Source organism: Enterobacter cloacae complex sp. ECL411 (genome assembly GCF_021869665.1).
Lineage (GTDB): Bacteria > Pseudomonadota > Gammaproteobacteria > Enterobacterales > Enterobacteriaceae > Enterobacter > Enterobacter intestinihominis.
The window spans coordinates 3,195,967-3,217,996 of sequence record NZ_CP091486.1 but is presented as its reverse complement, the minus strand read 5'-3'; the positions used below and the strand labels follow the sequence as shown (position 1 = coordinate 3,217,996).

The window sequence follows — 22,030 nt, the reverse complement described above, 5'->3', positions numbered from 1 at the left end:
TCGAACATAAACGCGCGAAATTCGAAAGTGAAACGTGATTTCATGCGCTTTTTTTGCGCATTCTGTCATATTTCTGTAACAATCTGTGCGTTGATTCACAGTAACATTCACCGTGATTTCTTAACATCGCCGCCTCTGTAGCCGGGCGCGAGATGCCCGGTCATTTTTGAAAGGCCACGGAGGCTGTTATGCTCAGTATCTTTAAACCTGCGCCACACCGGGCGCGACTGCCAGAGGCAGAGATTGATCCTCTCTACCGCCGTCTGCGTTGGCAAATCTTCCTCGGGATCTTCTTCGGGTATGCGGCGTACTATCTGGTACGTAAAAACTTTGCGCTCGCCATGCCGTACCTGGTGGAACAAGGCTTCTCCCGGGGCGATCTGGGCTTTGCGCTGTCGGGGATCTCCATCGCGTACGGTTTTTCGAAGTTCATTATGGGGTCGGTGTCGGATCGCTCGAATCCGCGCGTGTTCCTGCCCGCCGGTCTGATCCTCGCGGCAGCGGTGATGCTGTTCATGGGCTTTGTGCCATGGGCGACCTCCAGCATTGCCGTCATGTTCGTGCTGCTGTTCCTCTGCGGCTGGTTCCAGGGGATGGGGTGGCCGCCATGCGGACGTACCATGGTGCACTGGTGGTCACAGAAAGAGCGCGGTGGGATTGTATCGGTCTGGAACTGCGCGCATAACGTCGGGGGCGGGCTTCCGCCGCTGCTGTTCCTGCTGGGGATGGCCTGGTTCAACGACTGGCACGCGGCGCTCTATATGCCTGCCTTTGGCGCCATTCTGGTGGCGATTATCGCCTTCGCCCTGATGCGCGACACGCCGCAGTCCTGCGGCCTGCCGCCGATTGAAGAGTACAAAAACGACTACCCGGATGATTACAGCGAGAAGCACGAAGAAGAGCTGACCGCGAAACAGATCTTCATGAAGTATGTGCTGCCAAACAAGCTGCTGTGGTACATCGCGGTGGCGAACGTGTTTGTCTACCTGCTGCGCTACGGCATCCTCGACTGGTCCCCGACTTACCTGAAAGAGGTGAAGCACTTCGCGCTGGATAAATCCTCCTGGGCCTATTTCCTGTATGAATACGCGGGCATTCCCGGCACGCTGATCTGCGGCTGGATGTCGGACAAAGTGTTTAAGGGTAACCGTGGGGCGACGGGCGTGTTCTTTATGACGCTGGTGACCATCGCGACGGTCGTTTACTGGCTTAACCCGCCGGGTAATCCGGGTGTGGATATGGCCTGTATGATCGTAATCGGCTTCCTGATTTATGGTCCGGTTATGCTGATCGGCCTGCACGCGCTGGAGCTGGCGCCGAAGAAAGCGGCAGGCACGGCGGCAGGCTTTACCGGTCTGTTTGGCTACCTCGGCGGTTCAGTGGCGGCAAGTGCCATCGTCGGTTACACCGTCGATTTCTTCGGCTGGGACGGTGGCTTTATGGTGATGATTGGAGGCAGCGTGCTGGCGGTTCTGCTGTTGATCGTCGTGATGATTGGTGAAAAACGTCACCATGCCGAGGTGCTGGCGCGTCGTCAGTAAGGAGCATTGCGATGAAATTAACTCAGTTAGCGACAGGCCTGCTGCTGGCGGGCCTGATGACAGGCTCCGCGCTGGCGGCGGATAAAATCGTGATCGCCCACCGTGGCGCCAGCGGTTATCTGCCAGAGCATACGCTGCCGGCAAAAGCGATGGCCTATGCCCAGGGCGCGGATTATCTGGAGCAGGATCTGGTGATGACGAAGGACGACCAGCTGGTCGTTCTGCATGACCACTATCTTGACCGCGTGACGGACGTGGCGGAGCGTTTCCCGAACCGCGCCCGTAAAGATGGCCGCTACTACGCCATCGACTTCACGCTGGCGGAGATCCGCTCGCTGAAGTTTACCGAGGGCTTCGAGATTGAGAACGGTAAGAAGGTGCAGGTCTATCCGGGGCGTTTCCCGATGGGCAAGTCTGACTTCCGTATTCACACCTTCGAAGAGGAGATCGAGTTTGTTCAGGGGCTGAACCACTCGACGGGCAAAAATATCGGTATCTACCCGGAAATCAAAGCGCCGTGGTTCCACCATCAGGAAGGAAAAGACATTGCCGCGAAGACGCTGGAGGTACTGAAAAAGTACGGCTACACCAGCAAGAAGGATAAGGTTTTCCTGCAATGTTTCGATGCCGCGGAACTGAAGCGCATCAAAACTGAGCTGGAGCCGAAGATGGGAATGGATCTCAATCTGGTGCAGCTGATTGCCTATACCGACTGGAATGAAACTCAGGAAAAACAGCCGGACGGGAAGTGGGTGAACTACAGCTACGACTGGATGTTTAAGCCGGGCGCGATGAAGCAGATTGCGCAGTACGCCGACGGCATCGGGCCGGATTACCACATGCTGGTGGCGGAAGGCTCAACGCCGGGCCACGTGAAGCTGACGGCGATGGTGAAAGAGGCGCATGCGAGCAAGATGCAGGTGCATCCGTATACCGTGCGTGCAGACCAGTTGCCGGAGTATGCGACGGACGTGGATCAGCTTTACGACGTGCTGTATAACCAGGCGGATGTGGACGGATTGTTTACGGATTTCCCGGATAAAGCGGTCGAATTCATTCACCGGAAGTAGGTTTTGTAGGTCGGGTAAGGCGAAGCCGCCACCCGACAATCAGGCTCTGCGGCCTGATGCCCTCACCCTAACCCTCTCCCACCGGGCTGAGGGATCCCCAGTATTTTTTTATGCAGAAGCAATAAAGTTGCTTTCTAAATGACTGAGGGCTGTCAGCGATGCCCTGGTCCGGCTGTAAATCGCTGAGGCGTTTGCCTTCCGGCCGGGGCGAGGCGCAGGGATGCGCCGAGAGGGCGGCTTTACAGGGACGTTGCCTCCGCCCGTACCCGATAAGCCGGAAGGAATAAGCCGAGGGCACCGCGAAGCGGCGATTTACCGCCGGGAGCCCGGGTCGCCAGGGTGGTGGCGACTGAGCCACCCTGGCACGTTCACCGGTCATGTCGTTACAGAGTAGCAAGGAACATAAAGTGAACGGAATGACCACCACCGCCGTATGTTCCCCTCACCCTAACCCTCTCCCCGGAGGGGCGAGGGGATTGCTCAGTGCTCGGATTAATTTGTGGGGAACCCTCAGCCCACCGGGAGAGGGGATAAGGACAACATCACATCTCGATCTCTATATCGCCTTTTGCCCGGCAGCAGCAGGGCAAAATTTCCCCTTCACTGATAAAGGCCAGCGGTTCGGTCAGCCAGTCTACCTGGCCTGCGACCAGACGGCAGCGGCAGGAGCCGCAGTAGCCTTCACGACACTGGTACTCGACTTCTACCTGATGTGCTTCAAGCGCCACCAGCAGAGAAGGGTGCTCTTCCTGGCACAACACCTCTGTACCCGAAAGGCTCAGCGTTACGCGGCTCATCAGAGCTGGAAATCGCTCAGGTCGTCGGTGTTGACTTCAGAATCAATCTGACCGACCAGGTAAGAACTCACTTCCACTTCCTGCGGCGCGACCTGCACGTTATCGGACACCAGCCAGGTGTTGATCCACGGGATTGGGTTAGAGCGCGTCTGGAACGGCAGGTCGAGACCGACGGCCTGCATGCGGATATTGGTGATGTACTCAACGTACTGGCACAGAATGTCTTTGTTCAGGCCAATCATGGAGCCGTCGCGGAACAGGTAGTCTGCCCACTCTTTCTCCTGCTGGGCCGCCAGCACGAACAGGTCGTAGCATTCCTGTTTGCACTCTTCCGCAATTTCCGCCATCTCCGGATCGTCTGCACCGCTGCGCAGCAGGTTCAGCATATGCTGAGTCCCGGTCAGGTGCAGGGCTTCGTCACGGGCAATCAGACGGATAATTTTGGCGTTGCCTTCCATCAGTTTGCGCTCGGCAAACGCGAAGGAGCAGGCGAAGCTCACGTAGAAGCGGATTGCTTCCAGGGCGTTGACGCTCATCAGGCACAGATAGAGCTGTTTTTTCAGGGTCCGCAGGTTTACGGTGACGGTTTTACCGTTCACGTTGTGCGTACCTTCGCCCAGCAGATGCCAGTAGCTGGTCATCTCGATCAGTTCGTCATAGTAGTGCGCAATGCCTTCGGCGCGCTTCTGGATCTGTTCGTTGGTGACGATATCATCAAACACCACCGCCGGATCGTTCACGATGTTGCGGATGATGTGGGTGTAAGAGCGGGAGTGGATCGTCTCGGAGAACGCCCAGGTCTCAACCCAGGTTTCCAGCTCAGGAATCGAGATCAGCGGCAGCAGCGCCACGTTCGGACTACGACCCTGAATGGAGTCCAGCAGCGTCTGGTATTTCAGGTTGCTGAGGAAGATGTGCTTTTCGTGTTCCGGCAGCGCCTGGAAATCGATACGGTCGCGGGAAACGTCAACTTCTTCCGGACGCCAGAAGAAAGAGAGTTGCTTTTCAATCAGCTTTTCGAAGATGTCATATTTTTGCTGATCGTAGCGTGCCACGTTGACCGGCTGGCCGAAGAACATCGGCTCTTTGAGCTGGTCGTTTTTCGTCTGTGAAAAGGTGGTATATGCCATTGCGGTGAGTCCTGTGGTGTTATTTCCCCTCACCCCGGCCCTCTCCCACAGGGAGAGGGGGAAAGAGTTCCCTCTCCCTGTGGGAGAGGGTTAGGGTGAGGGAATTTATTAGATCTTACATGCGCCGCTTTCGCAGCCATCATCCTGAATTGACGGCGCCAGGTCGTCCTGGGCGTCTTCCGCACCATCACGGGTGTTGTGATAGTACAGGGTCTTCACGCCAAATTTGTAGGCGGTGAGCAGGTCTTTCAGCAGTTGCTGCATCGGAACCTTGCCTGACGGGAAGCGCGTCGGGTCGTAGTTGGTATTGGCAGAGATCGACTGGTCGATAAACTTCTGCATGATACCCACCAGTTGCAGGTAGCCATCGTTGTTTGGCATTTCCCACAGCAGCTCGTAGTTGTTGCCCAGCGTTTCGTAATCCGGTACCACCTGACGCAGCACGCCGTCTTTCGACGCTTTGATGCTGACGTGGCCGCGCGGTGGCTCAATACCGTTGGTGGCGTTGGAGATCTGCGAAGAGGTCTCGGACGGCATCAGGGCAGAGAGCGTGGAGTTACGCAGGCCGTGAGTTTTAATGGACTCGCGCAGGCCTTCCCAGTCGAGGTGCAGCGGCTCGCTGACGATCGCATCCAGGTCTTTTTTGTAGGTGTCGATCGGCAGAATGCCTTTCGCGTAGGTGGTTTCATTGAACCACGGGCACGCGCCTTGTTCTTTCGCCAGCTCGTTGGAGGCTTTCATCAGGTAGTACTGAATGGCTTCGAACGTCTGGTGCGTCAGATTGTTGGCGCTGCCGTCGGAGTAACGCTTGCCGTTTTTCGCCAGCCAGTAGGCGAAGTTGATCACGCCGATACCTAAAGTGCGACGGCCCATTGCGCCGCGTTTTGCCGCCGGGATTGGGTAATCCTGGTAGTCCAGCAGGGCGTCGAGCGCACGAACCGCCAGCACGGCCAGCTCTTCCAGCTCGTCCAGGCTCTTAATCGCACCCAGGTTGAACGCAGAGAGCGTACACAGGGCGATTTCACCGTTTTCATCGTTCACATCGTCCAGCGGTTTGGTCGGCAGGACGATCTCCAGGCACAGGTTGGACTGGCGCACTGGCGCAACCACCGGATCGAACGGGCTGTGGGTGTTGCAGTGGTCAACGTTCTGGATGTAGATACGGCCGGTAGAGGCACGTTCCTGCATCATCAGGGAGAACAGATCGACCGCCTTCACGCGCTGCTTGCGGATGCTGTCGTCTTTTTCGTATCTGGTGTACAGACGCTCGAATTCGTCCTGATCGGCGAAGAACGCGTCGTACAGACCCGGGACGTCGGATGGGCTGAACAGGGTGATATCTTCACCTTTCAGCAGGCGGGTGTACATCAGCTTGTTGATCTGCACGCCGTAGTCCATGTGACGCACGCGGTTGCCTTCCACGCCGCGGTTGTTCTTCAGAACCAGCAGGCTTTCCACTTCCAGGTGCCACATTGGGTAGAACAGGGTGGCAGCGCCACCGCGCACGCCGCCCTGAGAGCAGGATTTTACTGCCGTCTGGAAGTGCTTGTAGAACGGGATACAGCCGGTGTGGAACGCTTCACCGCCGCGGATCGGGCTGCCCAGCGCACGGATACGACCAGCGTTGATGCCGATACCAGCACGCTGGGAGACGTATTTTACGATGGCGCTGGAGGTCGCGTTGATGGAATCCAGGCTGTCACCACACTCGATCAGTACGCAGGAGCTGAACTGACGGGTAGGGGTACGCACGCCAGACATGATTGGCGTAGGCAGAGAAATCTTGAACGTAGAGACCGCATCGTAGAAACGCTTCACGTAGTCCAGACGGGTTTCACGTGGATAATTAGAGAACAGGCAGGCGGCCACCAGAATATAGAGGAACTGGGCGCTCTCGTAGATTTCGCCCGTCACACGGTTCTGAACCAGGTATTTGCCTTCGAGCTGCTTCACCGCCGCGTAGGAGAAGTTCATGTCGCGCCAGTGATCGATAAACCCGTTCATCTGCTCGAACTCTTCTTCCGTATAGTCTTCCAGCAGATGCGTGTCGTATTTGCCCAGCTCAACCATTTTCACTACGTGATCGTAAAGCTTCGGCGGCTCGAACTGGCCGTAGGCTTTCTTACGCAGGTGGAAAATCGCCAGACGCGCAGCGAGGTACTGATAATCCGGTGCGTCGCGGGAGATCAGATCTGCCGCTGCTTTGATAATGGTTTCGTGGATATCAGACGTTTTGATGCCGTCGTAGAACTGAATGTGAGAACGCAGTTCGACCTGGGATATAGATACGTTGTTCAGTCCTTCTGCTGCCCAGTCGAGAACTCGATGGATTTTGTCCAGATTGATACGCTCGGTAGTACCGTCGCGCTTTGTCACCAGCAGACTCTGATTCATGTGGGTTTTTACCTGTCCGTGAAATAAAAAAATATCCCCCGCTTATCCACAGAACCGCCTTGTGACTAACTCTGTGGATAAATACTACATATAGGGGTTTTGCGATAAGAAGAACGCTATATGGTGAGTATTCTAGTATCGAATCTTTTCAGCACAAGGGTTGATTTTGACGTTAAATTGAGGTTGTGAAAGGGTAAAAAAGGCTAAGTCCTCGTACCGTAAGGCCTGGAAGAGATGTCAATATTCCAGAAAAAAAATTCAAAATTTGATCGAGTGCTGATTTCTTCAACGGGAGGTCAGAATTGCGCAACATGATGTCGCGCAATCTTTATAAGAATAACGAATGACGTTAGTCGTTTTTGGCGGTTGTGTGCAACATATAGTTAACATCCACGCCCGGGGCAAGTTTGAATTTATCCGTCAGAGGATTGTAGTGCAGACCCGTCATGTGCTGTTCCTTAAGCCATGTCTGGTCAACCCAGCCCAGCAGTTCGGCAGGCTTGATGAACTTCTTCACGTCGTGCGTCCCTTTCGGCACCATGCGCAGCACATATTCCGCGCTTACCACGGCCATCAGCCAGGCTTTGCCGTTGCGGTTGATGGTCGAGAAGAAGACCTGTCCACCCGGTTTCACCAGTTTTGCACAGGCGCTGACGACCGACTGCGGATCGGGAACGTGCTCCAGCATCTCCATGCAGGTCACCACGTCATACTGGTGCGCATGTTTTGCCGCGTGCTCTTCCACGGTTTCCTGGACATATTCTACCTGTACGCCGGACTCCAGCGCATGAAGACGCGCAACCTGTAGAGGTTCGAAGCCCATGTCCAGACCGGTGACGGTGGCCCCTTCGCGCGCCATGCTTTCCGCCAGGATGCCGCCGCCGCAGCCGACGTCGAGCACTTTCTTACCGAACAGACCGCCGGAACGCTCCGCGATATAGCCCAGACGTAGCGGGTTAATACGATGCAGAGGTTTGAACTCACCTTCGAGATCCCACCAGCGGGACGCCACCGCTTCAAATTTGGCAATCTCTTCGTGGTCAACGTTGTGAGCCACCGGGGATTTTTCGGCATTCATGGGCGCTTTTACTCCTTATTTAGCAAGACAAATGAGTATATCAGGCAATCCCTGTGAATAAAGCGTATAGGTTTACCTGTATCACCGCGGCTGTGTTATAATTTGCGACCTTTGAATCCGGGATACAGTAGAGGGATAGCGGTTAGATGAGCGACCTTGCGAGAGAAATTACACCGGTTAACATCGAGGAAGAGCTGAAAAGCTCCTATCTGGACTATGCGATGTCGGTCATTGTTGGCCGTGCGCTGCCGGACGTCCGCGATGGCCTTAAGCCGGTACACCGTCGCGTACTATACGCCATGAACGTATTGGGCAATGACTGGAATAAAGCCTACAAAAAATCTGCCCGTGTCGTTGGTGACGTAATCGGTAAATACCATCCCCATGGTGATATCGCGGTGTACGACACCATTGTCCGTATGGCGCAGCCTTTCTCGCTGCGTTACATGCTGGTAGATGGTCAGGGTAACTTTGGTTCTATCGACGGCGACTCCGCCGCGGCAATGCGTTATACGGAAATCCGTCTGGCGAAGATTGCCCATGAGCTGATGGCTGACCTGGAAAAAGAGACGGTTGATTTCGTTGATAACTACGACGGCACGGAAAAAATTCCTGACGTTATGCCAACGAAGATCCCAAACCTGCTGGTGAACGGTTCGTCCGGTATCGCAGTGGGTATGGCGACCAATATTCCGCCGCACAACATCACGGAAGTGATTAACGGCTGCCTGGCCTACATCGACGATGAAGACATCAGCATTGAAGGGCTGATGGAACACATCCCGGGCCCGGACTTCCCGACGGCGGCAATCATCAACGGCCGTCGCGGTATTGAAGAAGCGTACCGCACCGGTCGCGGCAAGATTTACATCCGTGCCCGCGCCGAAGTGGAAGCGGACGCCAAAACCGGCCGTGAAACCATTATTGTTCACGAGATCCCGTATCAGGTGAACAAAGCGCGTCTGATTGAAAAAATCGCCGAGCTGGTAAAAGAAAAACGCGTTGAAGGCATCAGCGCGCTGCGCGACGAGTCTGACAAAGACGGTATGCGCATCGTGATTGAAATCAAGCGCGACGCGGTGGGTGAAGTTGTGCTGAACAACCTTTACTCCCAGACTCAGCTTCAGGTCTCCTTCGGTATCAACATGGTTGCGCTGCACCATGGCCAGCCGAAGATCATGAACCTGAAAGAGATCCTGAGCGCGTTTGTGCGTCACCGCCGTGAAGTGGTGACTCGCCGTACCATCTTTGAACTGCGCAAAGCGCGCGATCGTGCCCATATCCTTGAAGCACTGGCCGTTGCGCTGGCGAACATCGACCCGATCATCGAGCTGATCCGCCGTGCGCCGACGCCGGCAGAAGCGAAGGCGTCGCTGGTTGCGCGTCCATGGGATCTGGGTAACGTGGCGGCGATGCTGGAACGTGCCGGCGATGATGCCGCGCGTCCTGAGTGGCTGGAGCCGGAATTCGGCGTGCGTGACGGTCAGTACTATCTGACTGAACAGCAGGCCCAGGCGATTCTGGATCTGCGTTTGCAGAAACTGACCGGCCTTGAGCATGAAAAACTGCTCGACGAGTACAAAGAGCTGCTGGAGCAGATTGCCGAGCTGCTGCATATCCTGGGTAGCGCAGAGCGCCTGATGGAAGTGATCCGTGAAGAGCTGGAGCTGGTTCGCGATCAGTTCGGCGACGAGCGTCGCACCGAAATCACGGCCAACAGCTCTGATATCAACATTGAAGATCTGATCAACCGCGAAGACGTGGTCGTGACGCTGTCTCACCAGGGTTACGTGAAGTATCAGCCGTTGACCGACTACGAAGCACAGCGTCGTGGCGGTAAAGGCAAATCTGCGGCGCGTATTAAAGAAGAAGACTTCATTGACCGTCTGCTGGTGGCCAACACCCACGACACGATCCTCTGCTTCTCCAGCCGGGGCCGTCTGTACTGGATGAAAGTCTATCAGCTGCCGGAAGCGAGCCGTGGCGCGCGGGGTCGACCTATCGTTAACCTGCTGCCGCTGGAAGCGAACGAACGTATCACCGCCATTCTGCCGGTACGCGAGTACGAAGAGGGCGTGAACGTCTTTATGGCAACCGCGAGCGGTACCGTGAAGAAAACCGCGTTGACCGAATTCAGCCGTCCACGTTCCGCCGGGATCATCGCGGTGAACCTGAACGAAGGCGACGAGCTGATCGGCGTGGATCTGACCTCCGGTTCTGATGAAGTGATGCTGTTCTCTGCGGCCGGTAAAGTGGTGCGCTTTAAAGAGAACGCCGTGCGCGCAATGGGTCGTACGGCGACCGGCGTGCGTGGTATCAAGCTGGCGGGTGAAGACAGCGTGGTTTCCCTGATCGTTCCGCGTGGCGAAGGCGCAATCCTGACCGTCACCCAGAACGGCTACGGTAAACGTACGGCGGAAAGCGAATACCCGACCAAGTCTCGCGGCACGCAGGGCGTTATCTCCATCAAAGTGACCGAGCGCAACGGTTCCGTTGTTGGCGCGGTACAGGTGGACGATGCGGACCAGATCATGATGATCACCGATGCCGGTACGCTGGTGCGTACCCGCGTGTCAGAGATCAGCGTGGTGGGTCGTAACACCCAGGGCGTTATCCTCATCCGTACTGCGGAAGATGAAAACGTCGTCGGTCTGCAACGCGTTGCTGAGCCGGTGGATGACGAAGAGCTCGACTCTATCGACGGCAGCGTCGCGGAAGGGGATGATGAAATCGTCCCGGAAGCGGACACCGATGATGAAGCAGCGGATGACGCTGACGAGTAACGTCTCCTGACGCATAAAGGGCCGGTTTCCGGCCCTTTTGTTTTGCGCAAGCAGACAAGTGAACGTTGCGACAAGCCGCGTTTACCGCTACCTTAACCACATTCTTTTTTCCCCGATGGCGGAGCCTCGCCCCTTTGAAATACCTCGTCTCCTTTCGTACCACGTTAAAAGTCTCTCGCTATCTGTTTCGGGCGCTTGCGCTACTGCTATGGTTGCTGGTGGCACTGCTCTCGGTGTTTTACATCGTTAACGCGTTACACCAGAAAGAAGCGGAGATCCGCCAGGAGTTTAACTTAAGCTCGGATCAGGCCCAGCGCTATATCCAGCGCACGTCTGATGTGATGAAAGAGCTTAAGTATATCGCTGAGAATCGACTGACGGCGGAGAACGGCATTCTTGCCCTCCGCGGTCGGGATGAAAAAACCGAAGTACCTGATTTCGAACCGCTCTTCCCGGACTCCGATTGTTCCGCGATGGGCAAAGCCTGGCGTGGCTCACTGGAGTCCCTGTCATGGTTTATGCGCTACTGGCGCGATAATTTTTCGGCCGCTTACGATCTAAACCGCGTCTACCTGATTGGCAACGAAAATCTTTGCATGGCGGACTTCGGTCTGCGGGATATGCCCGTCGAACGCGAAGACGCGCTGAAAAGCCTGCATGAGCGCATAGTGAAATACCGCAATGCGCCTCAGGAAGAGCGCGGGAACAACATCTTCTGGATAAGCCAGGGGCCGCGCATGGGCGTCGGCTATTTCTATGCCCTGACTCCGGTTTACCTCGGAAACCGCCTGCAAGCGCTGCTGGGGATTGAACAAACCATCCGCATGGAAAACTTCTTCACGCCGGGCAGTCTGCCGATGGGCGTGACCATTCTGGATGAGAACGGCCACCCACTCATCTCCCTTACCGGGCCTGAAAACCGCCTGAAGGTGGAGCCCAGCTGGATGCAGGAGCGGTCATGGTTTGGCTATACCTCCGGGTTCCGCGAGCTGGTGCTGAAGAAAAGTTTACCGCCATCGTCGCTGAGCATTGTCTATTCGCTGCCGGTGGACAAGGTGCTGGAGCGCATTCGCATCCTGATCCTTAACGCCATTTTGTTGAACATCGCGGTAGGCGTCGCGCTGTTTATGCTGGCGAGAATGTATGAGCGGCGGATCTTTATTCCGGCGGAAGCGGATGCTCAGCGTCTGGAGGAGCACGAGCAGTTTAACCGTAAGATTGTCGCCTCGGCGCCGGTAGGGATCTGTATCCTGCGTACTCAGGACGGGACAAATATCCTCAGTAACGAGCTTGCCCATAACTACCTGAACATGCTCACGCATGAAGACCGCCAGCGGTTAACGCAGATCATCTGTGGGCAACAGGTTAACTTTGTGGATGTGCTGACCAGCACCCACACCAACCTGCAAATCAGCTTCGTCCATTCGCGCTACCGCAATGAAAACGTGGCGATTTGCGTGCTGGTGGACGTCTCCGCGCGCGTTAAGATGGAAGAGTCATTGCAGGATATGGCGCAGGCGGCGGAGCAGGCCAGCCAGTCGAAATCGATGTTCCTCGCGACCGTCAGCCATGAGCTGCGTACGCCGCTGTACGGCATTATCGGTAACCTCGATCTTCTCCAGACCAAAGAGCTGCCGAAAGGGGTCGACCGCCTGGTGACGGCGATGAACAACTCGTCCAGCCTGCTGCTGAAAATTATCAGCGATATTCTCGACTTCTCTAAAATTGAATCCGAGCAGTTGAAAATAGAACCGCGTGAGTTCTCCCCGCGCGAGGTGATGAACCATATCAGCGCCAACTATCTGCCGCTGGTGGTGCGCAAACAGCTGGGGCTGTACTGCTTTATCGAGCCGGATGTGCCGCTGACGCTGCATGGCGATCCGATGCGTCTGCAACAGGTCATCTCGAACCTGCTAAGCAACGCCATCAAATTCACCGATATCGGCTGTATTGTGCTGCATGTCTGCCGGGCAGGGGAGTACCTGACTATTCGCGTGCGCGACACGGGTGTTGGCATTCCGGCGAAAGAGGTCGTTCGCCTGTTCGATCCGTTCTTCCAGGTGGGGACGGGCGTCCAGCGTAATTTCCAGGGGACCGGGCTGGGCCTGGCGATTTGCGAGAAGCTTATCAGCATGATGGACGGGGATATCTCCGTCGATACCGAGCCGGGTATGGGCAGCCAGTTCACCATCCGTATCCCGCTCTACTCGGCACACTATCCGGTGAAAACCACGGTCGACGGGCTGAGCGATAAGCACTGCTGGCTGGCGGTGCACAACGCCTCCTTACATGATTTCCTGACCTCGATGCTGACCAGCAGCGGTGTGCGGGTCTCACGCTATGAAGGCCAGACGCCGGACGCAGATGACATGCTGATTACTGACGTTGAGCCAGACAAGGCGTGGGCGGGGCGGGGCGTGGTGATGTTCTGCCGCCGTCATATCGGTATTCCGATTGAGCGTTCGCCCGGGGTATGGGTGCACAGTGTGGCGACACCGCACGAAATGTTGGGCTTGCTGGCGCGTATTTACAGCGTACAGCTTGAGGACAGCGATGGCGCTACCGTGCTGGCTTCCCCTGATGAGCTGGCATCGGTGAATGACGATATGATGATTCTGGTCGTCGACGATCATCCGATTAACCGTCGTCTGCTCGCAGACCAGCTTGGCTCTCTGGGCTATCAGTGTAAAACGGCCAATGATGGTGTGGATGCCCTGAATGTCTTAAGTAAGAATCATATTGATATTGTGCTCAGCGATGTGAACATGCCTAACATGGACGGCTATCGTCTGACGCAGCGTATCCGACAGCTGGGGCTGACGCTGCCGGTGGTGGGGGTGACAGCCAACGCACTGGCGGAGGAGAAGCAGCGCTGTCTGGAGTCGGGAATGGACAGCTGCCTGTCGAAGCCGGTCACGCTGGATGTACTGAAGCAGACGCTATCCGTGTATGCGGAGCGGGTGCGAAAAGCAAGACAATAAAAAAGGCCCGAAAGGGCCTTTTTTATGTGTCCGACGGCACTGCGCTTGCGCGGGCCTACGGGGTCTTTAGACCGGGTAACCGCGAGGGGCACCCGGCGTAGACAGCGACGATCAATCTTTGTCCGTTGCGCTCAGCGTCACGGAAGATAGATAGTTCAGCAGGGCGATATCGTTATCCACACCCAGCTTCATCATCGCGGATTTTTTCTGGCTACTGATGGTTTTAATACTGCGGTTCAGTTTCTTGGCGATTTCAGTAACCAGGAAACCTTCAGCGAACAGACGCAGAACTTCACTCTCTTTAGGCGAGAGACGCTTGTCGCCATAGCCACCTGCGCTGATTTTTTCAAGCAGGCGTGAGACGCTCTCAGGCGTGAATTTCTTCCCTTTCTGTAACGCCGCCAGCGCTTTAGGCAGATCGGTAGGTGCGCCTTGTTTCAGCACAATCCCTTCAATATCAAGATCCAGAACGGCGCTCAGGATCGCAGGGTTATTGTTCATGGTCAGAACAATGATCGAAATGTCCGGGAAGTGGCGTTTAATGTATTTGATGAGCGTAATCCCATCACCGTATTTATCCCCAGGCATGGAGAGATCGGTAATGAGCACGTGCGCATCAAGTTTAGGCAGGTTGTTAATAAGGGCTGTGGAATCTTCAAATTCACCGACTACATTCACCCACTCGATCTGTTCAAGTGATTTGCGAATACCGAACAGTACAATCGGATGGTCATCGGCAATAATTACGTTCATATTGTTCATGTATAAGGCTACCTTGCTACAGCAAGCTCTTGACGTAAGCGTCAATGTCGCTGATGTATTTTTCAATGCCAGAGGCATCTTTCTCACGAATTAGATGTTCCAGCGTTTCACATAACTGCTTGCCGGGAACCAGATTAAGCATGGCAAACACCCCTTTAAGCCGGTGTGCTGTCTGTGCCAGCGCTGCAAAATCCTGCGCAGCGGACTCAGTATACAACCGCTTAACATCATCTGGTACTGTATCAACGAAGAGCGAATAATATCCGCTGGCATGGAGTTCGGCATTTTCATCGCCGCCTAACGGTGACTCCAGGATCTCTTCCTGCGCCAGATTCTCTTCAATCAGTTGTAATACAGCTTCCTGCATTGCATTGCTCATATTAAAGTTGACGCGCAGCTGCCCAGGGCCGATTTTCCGCACGCCTGGCTCATCATCGCTTAAAAGCAAGCCGGAGGCAGTAAGATTAGACGGATTATCAGTTAAAAATAGATCAAATTCTTGACTCGCGAGCCTTTCGTCCGGGGTAATGCAGGACGCGCCCCAGTTTTCCAGCTGACGAACGACGATATTACGGATCTCACTGGAGGTCACGTCCACCATCACCACCACATCATCCAGCAGACGCTCTTCATCCTCTTCCTGAGGATTCGCCGCCATTTTAACATGCAAGGAGTAGCGGGTGCCGAGGGATTCGCGCGCCTTAATGTTCAGATGACCGCCCAGCTTACGCGCCAGCTGATCGCAGAGCCAGAAGGTGAGGGCATTCGCCTTACCGTAGTGGTCGCGCTGGGTATCGTTCAGGAACGGGAAGTGCAGGTTATCGATTTCGCTCACGGTGACGCCTTCGCCCGTATCCAGAATACGGAACGTCAGACGATCGTCGGTGGACTCATCGGTGCTGACTTCAAGGGTGATCTTGCCGATCTGTGTCGTGGTGACGGCATACTGAATCAACATCATCAGGATGCGACGCAGGGCATCGCGATCGCCGTGACGCTCGTCATTGGCCGGTAAATGGTTGTTGATCAGCAGCTGGAGCCCTTTGCGCTTGATCACCGGCAGGACTTCCGGAACCACCTCATCAATCAGATCCTGAATGGAGAAGAGCGTAGGGGTGCCCTTCCAGATGTCATTCTCCAGCATGTTCGCAAGCTGGATTTCGTCCACCAGACGAACCAGCGAGTCGGCCTGGCTGCTAAGCTGTCGGCTTTCCGGCGTGCTTAAATCAGCAATCTGCGTGGCGAGTGACTTCAGCGGCTGTTTAAAGGCATCGCCAATGTTTTGCATAAACGCCGCGCGGCCATGCTGGTTTTTCTCATACAGCCTTTGCGCCTGCTTGAGCTTTTTATTCACCAGCACTTCGCGATCCTGATCGCGGATGATGAAGATTTGCGTGCGCGAGGCGACCTGACTGCGGAACTGACGGATCTCATACAGTTCATTATTAATGGTGGCCTGAATGACGCCCTGATGCTGGTCCGCCATGGCCGTAATATTTTGCAGGTTAAGATGCGGCAGAAGGTGATCGGCAATTTTGTTGCTCATCACCGTCCGGTTTGCCTCCTGATCGTGAACAAGCACCCCAAGCGGCAGCACGGAAATAATCTCTTCATTCAGGGCACGAAGAACACGCAACTCGTTGCTGGTCCCAGCTGATACCGACGTCGAGTCGCTCTGGCGGCCCGACTGGAAACGGAAGGTGCTGTAGCCAAACAGCGCCAGCGCCAGCAGGCCGATATTCAACAGCAGCGGCAGCATAATGTTTTGCAGGGTATCAAGCATCAGGGTGCCAAAAGGCACCTGCCACACCAGCCGCATACCGGTTGAGTTGAGCGATGAGGCAATCTCAATCTTCGAGCCATTAAAGGAGATCGCTACGCTGTCCGGGCCTTCTTTATCCGACGGCGTGCGCATATTTTGGGTGCTGTTGTCTGGCTCCAGTCGGAAACTGTCCAGCGGCATATCCGGCGGGATAAGATCGTTAATTGGCAGATCGAAGGCAACCACGGTCGCCAGATGGCCCGGCTGGTTAAAGGTGGTTCGCAGCGTAAAGTAGTGGCCATTCTGCCAGGCAAGACGGCGTAATGACGAGAAACTTTCGCGCTCGTCCAGCGCGTTGGCCTGTTGCAGCATTTCTGCCCGACGGGAATCGACAATGCTGCCAACGGTGGTCTCTTTAAAGCCCGACGAGAGATCCTTAAGCGGCAGGGTCGAGATCAGGATCATGCTGTTGTCCTGACCGTTCAGGTAATACATGGACCACGGTACGGTCTCGGCGCCCCACAGGGTGTCCAGATAGGAGGAGATCCGCTGCGTCATCTCAAGCGTTGCGCTGTCGTGCGAGCCGAAAATCAGGGCTTCCGTCTTGCGCTGCGGTTTTTCAAGGTAATACACATCCTGCTTAAGGCGCGTTTCCTGCAACCCTTCGCCTGATGAGGTGGCAGGTGCGGCGGCGATATTGTCGTAGATTTGCCAGGTCGCGTAGCGCCACGTATCAATGCGCTTATGCACCGCATGGGTGATATCGACAATTTGATAGCTTTTATCTTTAAGCCAGGTATTCACGGCGCTCTGAACCATCACTCCCATTGTGACTAACAGCACAACGATCAACAGAAGAAAGAAACGGGTGATGCTGCCCGGTAGAAGGGAGAATTTGCTCGGGGCGGTAGTTTCAGTCTGACTCATCGATGTGTTTAACCCGTAATGGCCGCGCGGTAATGGGATAGGGCAGTATAAAGGGTAATAACTGAATTTCCAGCGTCGTTATCGGTATGACCTTGACTTTTTATCTGTCGCAACCCGCTTCAACGTCATCCGTGTGAAAGATGTACAAAACCCAGTGAAATGTACAAATATGCTGTTACAACGGCAGTAAAATAGCACGAATTAACAAGAAATTAATTTTGAAAGTGAAAAGGAAAATCTGTAATCGCCGGGCGATGGATTTAGTTAATAGTCGTTATCATTACGGACGGGTAGCACATAAAATGTCTGTTGACGTAAAGAAAGGTAAAAAAAAACCGAATGCGGAGCATCCGGTTCAATTAGGGATAAACAGACATTCAGAACTGAATGACGGTAATAAATAAAGTTAATGATGATAGCGAGGGTTATTTTAGTGGTGTTGACGGGAATTTTTTTGTCATTCAGTGCTGTACTCTTTTTTAAGTTAGTCTTTTGAATTTTATAGGATATATTTTTGTTTTGATTATCCGTGCTATATTTTTAAACTTTTGATGCTTTGTGAAAGTTCCTTGAAATTTACATATTGAAACATCTTGATGGTAAAGTGAAACATCTTCAAAGTTTTCGTATCATATTCCTGTTGGATTATTCTGCATTTTTGAGGAGAATGAACTTGCCGACTGGTTAAGAGGGTTGACCAGTAAGCAGTGGTAAATAATAAGGCATATAACAGAGGGTTAATAAAATGAAAGTTAAAGTACTGTCCCTCCTGGTACCAGCTCTGCTGGTGGCAGGCGCAGCAAATGCGGCTGAAATTTATAACAAAGACGGCAACAAATTAGATCTGTACGGTAAAGTGGATGGCCTGCACTATTTCTCTGATGACGACAGTGCAGACGGCGACCAGACCTACATGCGTCTGGGCTTCAAAGGCGAAACTCAGGTTAACGACCAGCTGACCGGTTACGGCCAGTGGGAATACCAGATCCAGGGTAACTCTGGTGAGAACGAAAACAACTCATGGACGCGTGTGGCGTTCGCAGGTCTGAAATTCGCTGATGCGGGTTCATTCGACTACGGTCGTAACTACGGCGTTGTTTACGATGTGACTTCCTGGACCGACGTTCTGCCGGAGTTCGGCGGCGATACCTACGGTTCTGACAACTTCATGCAGCAGCGTGGTAACGGCTTCGCGACCTACCGTAACCAGGACTTCTTCGGTCTGGTTGATGGTCTGAACTTCGCGTTGCAGTACCAGGGTAAAAACGGCAGCCCAAGCGGCGAAGGCCAGACCAACAACGGTCGTGACGCGCTGCGTCAGAACGGTGACGGCTACGGCGGCTCTCTGACTTACGATCTGGGCGAAGGCTTCGCACTCGGTACGGCAGTCACCAGTTCTAAACGTACTGCTGACCAGAACGCTGCGGGCTACTACGGTGAAGGCGATCGCGCAGAGACCTACACCGGTGGTCTGAAATACGACGCGAACAACATCTACCTGGCTGCACAGTATACTCAGACTTACAACGCGACCCGCGTTGGCGATCAGGGCTGGGCTAACAAAGCGCAGAACTTCGAAGTGGTTGCTCAGTATCAGTTCGACTTCGGCCTGCGTCCATCCGTGGCTTACCTGCAGTCTAAAGGTAAAGACATCGAAAACTATGGCGATCAGGATATCCTGAAGTATGTTGACGTGGGTGCGACTTACTACTTCAACAAAAACATGTCCACCTATGTTGATTACAAAATCAACCTGCTGGATGAAAATGACTTCACCCGTCAGACAGGTATCGGTACTGACGATATCGTCGCGCTGGGTCTGGTTTACCAGTTCTAATTGCTCATACTGCAACAAAGGGGCCATCAGGCCCCTTTTTTCATGCTTTTTTAGGGTCTTCAAATACGCTGTTTTAGTGTACTCTTGCCGCCCTGGCATGAGGATAATAACCAATGGATATGACTTTTTTACGCGCCAGCGTTCTGGCGACTTTTTTACTCCTGACCGCGTGTGACTCTTCTACACAGCCCGCAAAAATCGACGCACCCGCCGCGACGGTGCTGGAAGGGAAAACCATGGGGACCTTCTGGCGCGTCAGCGTGATGGATATTGATAAGTCCCGCGCTGAAGAACTACGCGGTAAAATTCAGGCGCAGCTGGATGCCGACGATCAGCTACTCTCTACCTATAAAAATGACTCAGCGCTGATGCGTTTCAATCGCTCCAGCAGCACCTCGCTGTGGCCGGTGAGCGAAGCAATGGCCGATATCGTCACGGAAGCCATGCGCGTGGGCTACAAAACCAACGGCGCAATGGACGTGACCGTTGGGCCGCTGGTGAACCTGTGGGGATTTGGCCCCAACAAGCAGCCGGTGACCACACCCGATCAAGCCGCCATCGACGACGCCCGCGCGCGTACAGGGTTACAGCATCTGGCGGTGATCTCCCAGTACGGTCAGCAATACCTGCAAAAAGACATTCCCGACCTGTTTGTGGATCTCTCCACGGTAGGCGAGGGGTATGCTGCGGATCATCTCGCGGCCCTGATGGCGCAGGAAGGTATTCCCCGTTATCTGGTTTCCGTCGGGGGCGCGCTCGTCAGCCGGGGCATGAACACCAGCGGCAGGCCGTGGCGAGTGGCCATCCAAAAACCAACCGATCAGCAGAACGCGGTGCAGGCGATTGTCGACACCAACGGGCACGGTATCAGCACCTCCGGAAGCTACCGCAACTATTACGAGCTGGATGGCAAACGTATCTCGCATGTGATTGATCCGCAAACCGGACGCCCGATTACCCACAACCTGGTGTCCGTGACGGTGATAGCGCCAACTGCGCTGGAAGCCGATGCCTGGGATACCGGATTGATGGTGCTCGGCACGGAGAAGGCCAAAGAGGTGGTGCGTCAGGAAGGGCTGGCCGTTTATATGATCACCAAAGAGGCTGACGGGTTTAAAACCTGGAGTTCACCGCAGTTCAACAGCTTCCTGGTGAGCGAAAAAAATTAAAAAGCAAGGTTGCGGGTTTTTGTTCGGTGGCGTTCAGGCAAGCTGAGCGTATGCTTGTAAGAGGAGCCGATGATGAAAAACACAACCTATCTTACCGATGAGGATCGCTGGCAGGCTGTTCTGGCCCGCGATCCGCGTGCGGATAACCAGTTTGTTTTGGCCGTGCAGACGACCGGCATTTATTGTCGTCCGTCCTGCCGTGCCCGCCACGCGCTGCGTAAAAATGTCTGCTTTTATCCTGATGCTCACCAGGCCGCGCAGGCGGGTTTCCGCCCCTGTAAGCGCTGTAGGCCGGACCAGGTCGACCCTATGGCGCAGAAAAAGGCCAACGTTGCGCTGGCCTGCCGACTGCTTGAGCAGGATGCCGCGCTGAACCTGGAGGCCCTGGCGCAGCAGGTTGGCATGAGTCCGTTCCATTTCCACCGCTTGTTTAAATCCGTCACCGGCATGACGCCGAAAGCATGGCAGCAGGCTGCGCGTGAACAACGCCTGCGTAGCCTGCTTGCACAGGGCGGTAAAATCACCGACGCCGTACTGGCCGCTGGCTTCCCGGACGGCAGCAGCTACTACCGTAAAGCCAACGGCGCGCTGGGCATGACGGCGAAACAGTACCGTAACGGAGAGGCTGCGGTCCGCTATGCCATCAGCGACTGCTCGCTGGGCCACTGTCTGGTGGCGGAAAGCGAGCGCGGGATCTGCGCAATACTGCTGGGTGATGACGACGCCGGGCTGACGGCTGAGCTGCTGTCACTGTTTCCGCTTGCCGTCCGTGAACCGATGGAAGGCGCATTTGCCGGGCGTGTTCGTCAGGTGATTGCCTCTGTCGACAGCCGCGCGACGCCGTTGACGTTACCGCTGGATATCCGGGGTACCGCCTTCCAGCAGCAGGTCTGGCAGGCGCTGCGGGCTATCCCCTGCGGTGAAACGGCGAGCTATCAGCAGGTGGCGAAGGCCATTGGTAAACCCAATGCCGTACGTGCCGTGGCGGGGGCCTGCGGAGCCAACAAACTGGCGATAGTTATCCCCTGTCACCGCGTGGTGCGTAACGACGGTGCGCTGTCGGGTTATCGCTGGGGCGCAGCGCGTAAGGTGCTATTGTTGAAACGTGAGGCGAACAACCCGGAGGGATAATGCTCGATCTTTTTGCTGATGCTGAACCCTGGCAGGAGCCGCTCGCGCCGGGGGCGACGATCCTGAGACGTTTTGCGCTTTCCCGCGCGGCGGCGCTGTTCGACGGTATTGATACCGTCACCGCACGTTCGCCGTTTCGCCATATGGTCACGCCGGGCGGGTATACCATGTCTGTGGCGATGACCAACTGCGGCGAACTGGGATGGGCGACGAATGAGCGGGGCTATGTATATGCCGCGAACGACCCGCTGACGGATCGGCCGTGGCCGCCGATGCCGGAGGCGTTTCAGGCGCTGTGTCACGATGCCGCCGTCGCGGCCGGCTATCCTGATTTTCGTCCCGATGCCTGTCTGATCAACCGCTATGCCGTCGGGGCAAAGCTCTCCCTGCATCAGGATAAGGACGAGCCTGACCTGCGCGCGCCGATTGTCTCGGTATCCCTTGGGTTGCCCGCTGTCTTTCAGTTTGGCGGCCTGCGGCGCAACGACCCGCTCAAACGGCTGATGCTGGAGCATGGCGATGTGGTGGTCTGGGGCGGTGAATCACTGCTTTTTTATCACGGTATTCAGCCGCTTAAAAATGGCGATCACCCGGTGGCGGGGGCGTTTCGCTACAACCTCACGTTCCGCCAGGCAGCGTACAGAGAATAAAAATAAGAATTATTCTTG

General features: G+C 55.1%; 14 protein-coding genes. 8 read left to right on the top strand and 6 right to left on the bottom strand.

Features of this window, described 5'->3' with window-relative positions; genetic code table 11:
* The first annotated feature begins 188 nt into the window (after positions 1–188).
* Positions 189–1,541 carry a glycerol-3-phosphate transporter gene (gene glpT / locus L3069_RS15250; RefSeq protein ID WP_022648804.1) on the top strand — a complete coding sequence of 451 codons (1,353 nt, stop codon included), beginning with the start codon at positions 189–191 and terminating at the stop codon, positions 1,539–1,541.
* Positions 1,542–1,552: 11 nt separating this feature from the next.
* On the top strand, positions 1,553–2,611 hold the full coding sequence (glpQ, locus tag L3069_RS15245) for a glycerophosphodiester phosphodiesterase (protein ID WP_038416437.1): 1,059 nt from the start codon (positions 1,553–1,555) through the stop codon (positions 2,609–2,611).
* A gap of 542 nt (positions 2,612–3,153) precedes the next feature.
* On the opposite strand, the gene yfaE is transcribed toward glpQ, so the two are convergent.
* The 4 genes from yfaE to ubiG form a co-directional block, all read right to left on the bottom strand.
* Positions 3,154–3,408 (bottom strand): class I ribonucleotide reductase maintenance protein YfaE, encoded by a 255-nt coding sequence (gene yfaE, locus L3069_RS15240; RefSeq protein WP_003859419.1) that lies wholly within the window; start codon positions 3,406–3,408, stop codon positions 3,154–3,156.
* Positions 3,408–4,538 carry a class Ia ribonucleoside-diphosphate reductase subunit beta gene (gene nrdB / locus L3069_RS15235; protein ID WP_022648802.1) on the bottom strand — a complete coding sequence of 377 codons (1,131 nt, stop codon included), beginning with the start codon at positions 4,536–4,538 and terminating at the stop codon, positions 3,408–3,410. Before nrdB ends, yfaE begins: the two co-directional genes overlap by 1 nt.
* Before the next feature lie 108 nt (positions 4,539–4,646).
* A complete protein-coding gene (gene nrdA, locus L3069_RS15230; RefSeq protein WP_100167641.1) occupies positions 4,647–6,932 on the bottom strand; it encodes a class 1a ribonucleoside-diphosphate reductase subunit alpha in 2,286 nt (761 codons plus the stop codon).
* Positions 6,933–7,281: 349 nt separating this feature from the next.
* Positions 7,282–8,010 (bottom strand): bifunctional 2-polyprenyl-6-hydroxyphenol methylase/3-demethylubiquinol 3-O-methyltransferase UbiG, encoded by a 729-nt coding sequence (ubiG, locus tag L3069_RS15225; RefSeq protein WP_100167642.1) that lies wholly within the window; start codon positions 8,008–8,010, stop codon positions 7,282–7,284.
* A gap of 146 nt (positions 8,011–8,156) precedes the next feature.
* Between ubiG and gyrA the strand changes: the two genes are divergently transcribed.
* A complete protein-coding gene (gene gyrA, locus L3069_RS15220) occupies positions 8,157–10,793 on the top strand; it encodes a DNA topoisomerase (ATP-hydrolyzing) subunit A (protein WP_022648800.1) in 2,637 nt (878 codons plus the stop codon).
* A gap of 134 nt (positions 10,794–10,927) precedes the next feature.
* Positions 10,928–13,774, top strand: coding sequence for a two-component system sensor histidine kinase RcsC (gene rcsC, locus L3069_RS15215; RefSeq protein ID WP_038416435.1), 2,847 nt, complete (start codon positions 10,928–10,930; stop codon positions 13,772–13,774).
* Between the two features lie 111 nt (positions 13,775–13,885).
* On the opposite strand, the gene rcsB is transcribed toward rcsC, so the two are convergent.
* The gene (gene rcsB / locus L3069_RS15210; RefSeq protein WP_003859405.1) at positions 13,886–14,536 is read right to left on the bottom strand and encodes a response regulator transcription factor RcsB; all 651 of its coding nucleotides are present in this window, start codon (positions 14,534–14,536) and stop codon (positions 13,886–13,888) included.
* A 16-nt stretch (positions 14,537–14,552) separates the two neighbouring features.
* Complete coding sequence (gene rcsD, locus L3069_RS15205) at positions 14,553–17,225, bottom strand: phosphotransferase RcsD (RefSeq protein ID WP_023300606.1); 2,673 nt, start codon at positions 17,223–17,225, stop codon at positions 14,553–14,555.
* Between the two features lie 745 nt (positions 17,226–17,970).
* Between rcsD and L3069_RS15200 the strand changes: the two genes are divergently transcribed.
* The 4 genes from L3069_RS15200 to alkB all read left to right on the top strand — a co-directional run bounded on the left by L3069_RS15200 (position 17,971) and on the right by alkB (position 22,012).
* The gene (locus L3069_RS15200; protein ID WP_023306624.1) at positions 17,971–19,062 is read left to right on the top strand and encodes a porin OmpC; all 1,092 of its coding nucleotides are present in this window, start codon (positions 17,971–17,973) and stop codon (positions 19,060–19,062) included.
* A gap of 113 nt (positions 19,063–19,175) precedes the next feature.
* Positions 19,176–20,231 carry an FAD:protein FMN transferase ApbE gene (gene apbE / locus L3069_RS15195; RefSeq protein ID WP_100167644.1) on the top strand — a complete coding sequence of 352 codons (1,056 nt, stop codon included), beginning with the start codon at positions 19,176–19,178 and terminating at the stop codon, positions 20,229–20,231.
* Between the two features lie 72 nt (positions 20,232–20,303).
* Complete coding sequence (ada, locus tag L3069_RS15190; protein WP_038416433.1) at positions 20,304–21,362, top strand: bifunctional DNA-binding transcriptional regulator/O6-methylguanine-DNA methyltransferase Ada; 1,059 nt, start codon at positions 20,304–20,306, stop codon at positions 21,360–21,362.
* A complete protein-coding gene (gene alkB, locus L3069_RS15185; RefSeq protein WP_236901888.1) occupies positions 21,362–22,012 on the top strand; it encodes a DNA oxidative demethylase AlkB in 651 nt (216 codons plus the stop codon). Before ada ends, alkB begins: the two co-directional genes overlap by 1 nt.
* The last annotated feature ends 18 nt before the right edge of the window (positions 22,013–22,030 follow it).

Coding starts and splice junctions, on each gene's coding strand:
- glpT (WP_022648804.1), top strand. CDS start 189: ATGCTCAGTATCTTTAAACCTGCGCCACACCGGGCGCGACTGCCAGAG.
- glpQ (WP_038416437.1), top strand. CDS start 1,553: ATGAAATTAACTCAGTTAGCGACAGGCCTGCTGCTGGCGGGCCTGATG.
- yfaE (WP_003859419.1), bottom strand. CDS start 3,408: ATGAGCCGCGTAACGCTGAGCCTTTCGGGTACAGAGGTGTTGTGCCAG.
- nrdB (WP_022648802.1), bottom strand. CDS start 4,538: ATGGCATATACCACCTTTTCACAGACGAAAAACGACCAGCTCAAAGAG.
- nrdA (WP_100167641.1), bottom strand. CDS start 6,932: ATGAATCAGAGTCTGCTGGTGACAAAGCGCGACGGTACTACCGAGCGT.
- ubiG (WP_100167642.1), bottom strand. CDS start 8,010: ATGAATGCCGAAAAATCCCCGGTGGCTCACAACGTTGACCACGAAGAG.
- gyrA (WP_022648800.1), top strand. CDS start 8,157: ATGAGCGACCTTGCGAGAGAAATTACACCGGTTAACATCGAGGAAGAG.
- rcsB (WP_003859405.1), bottom strand. CDS start 14,536: ATGAACAATATGAACGTAATTATTGCCGATGACCATCCGATTGTACTG.
- rcsD (WP_023300606.1), bottom strand. CDS start 17,225: ATGAGTCAGACTGAAACTACCGCCCCGAGCAAATTCTCCCTTCTACCG.
- L3069_RS15200 (WP_023306624.1), top strand. CDS start 17,971: ATGAAAGTTAAAGTACTGTCCCTCCTGGTACCAGCTCTGCTGGTGGCA.
- apbE (WP_100167644.1), top strand. CDS start 19,176: ATGGATATGACTTTTTTACGCGCCAGCGTTCTGGCGACTTTTTTACTC.
- ada (WP_038416433.1), top strand. CDS start 20,304: ATGAAAAACACAACCTATCTTACCGATGAGGATCGCTGGCAGGCTGTT.
- alkB (WP_236901888.1), top strand. CDS start 21,362: ATGCTCGATCTTTTTGCTGATGCTGAACCCTGGCAGGAGCCGCTCGCG.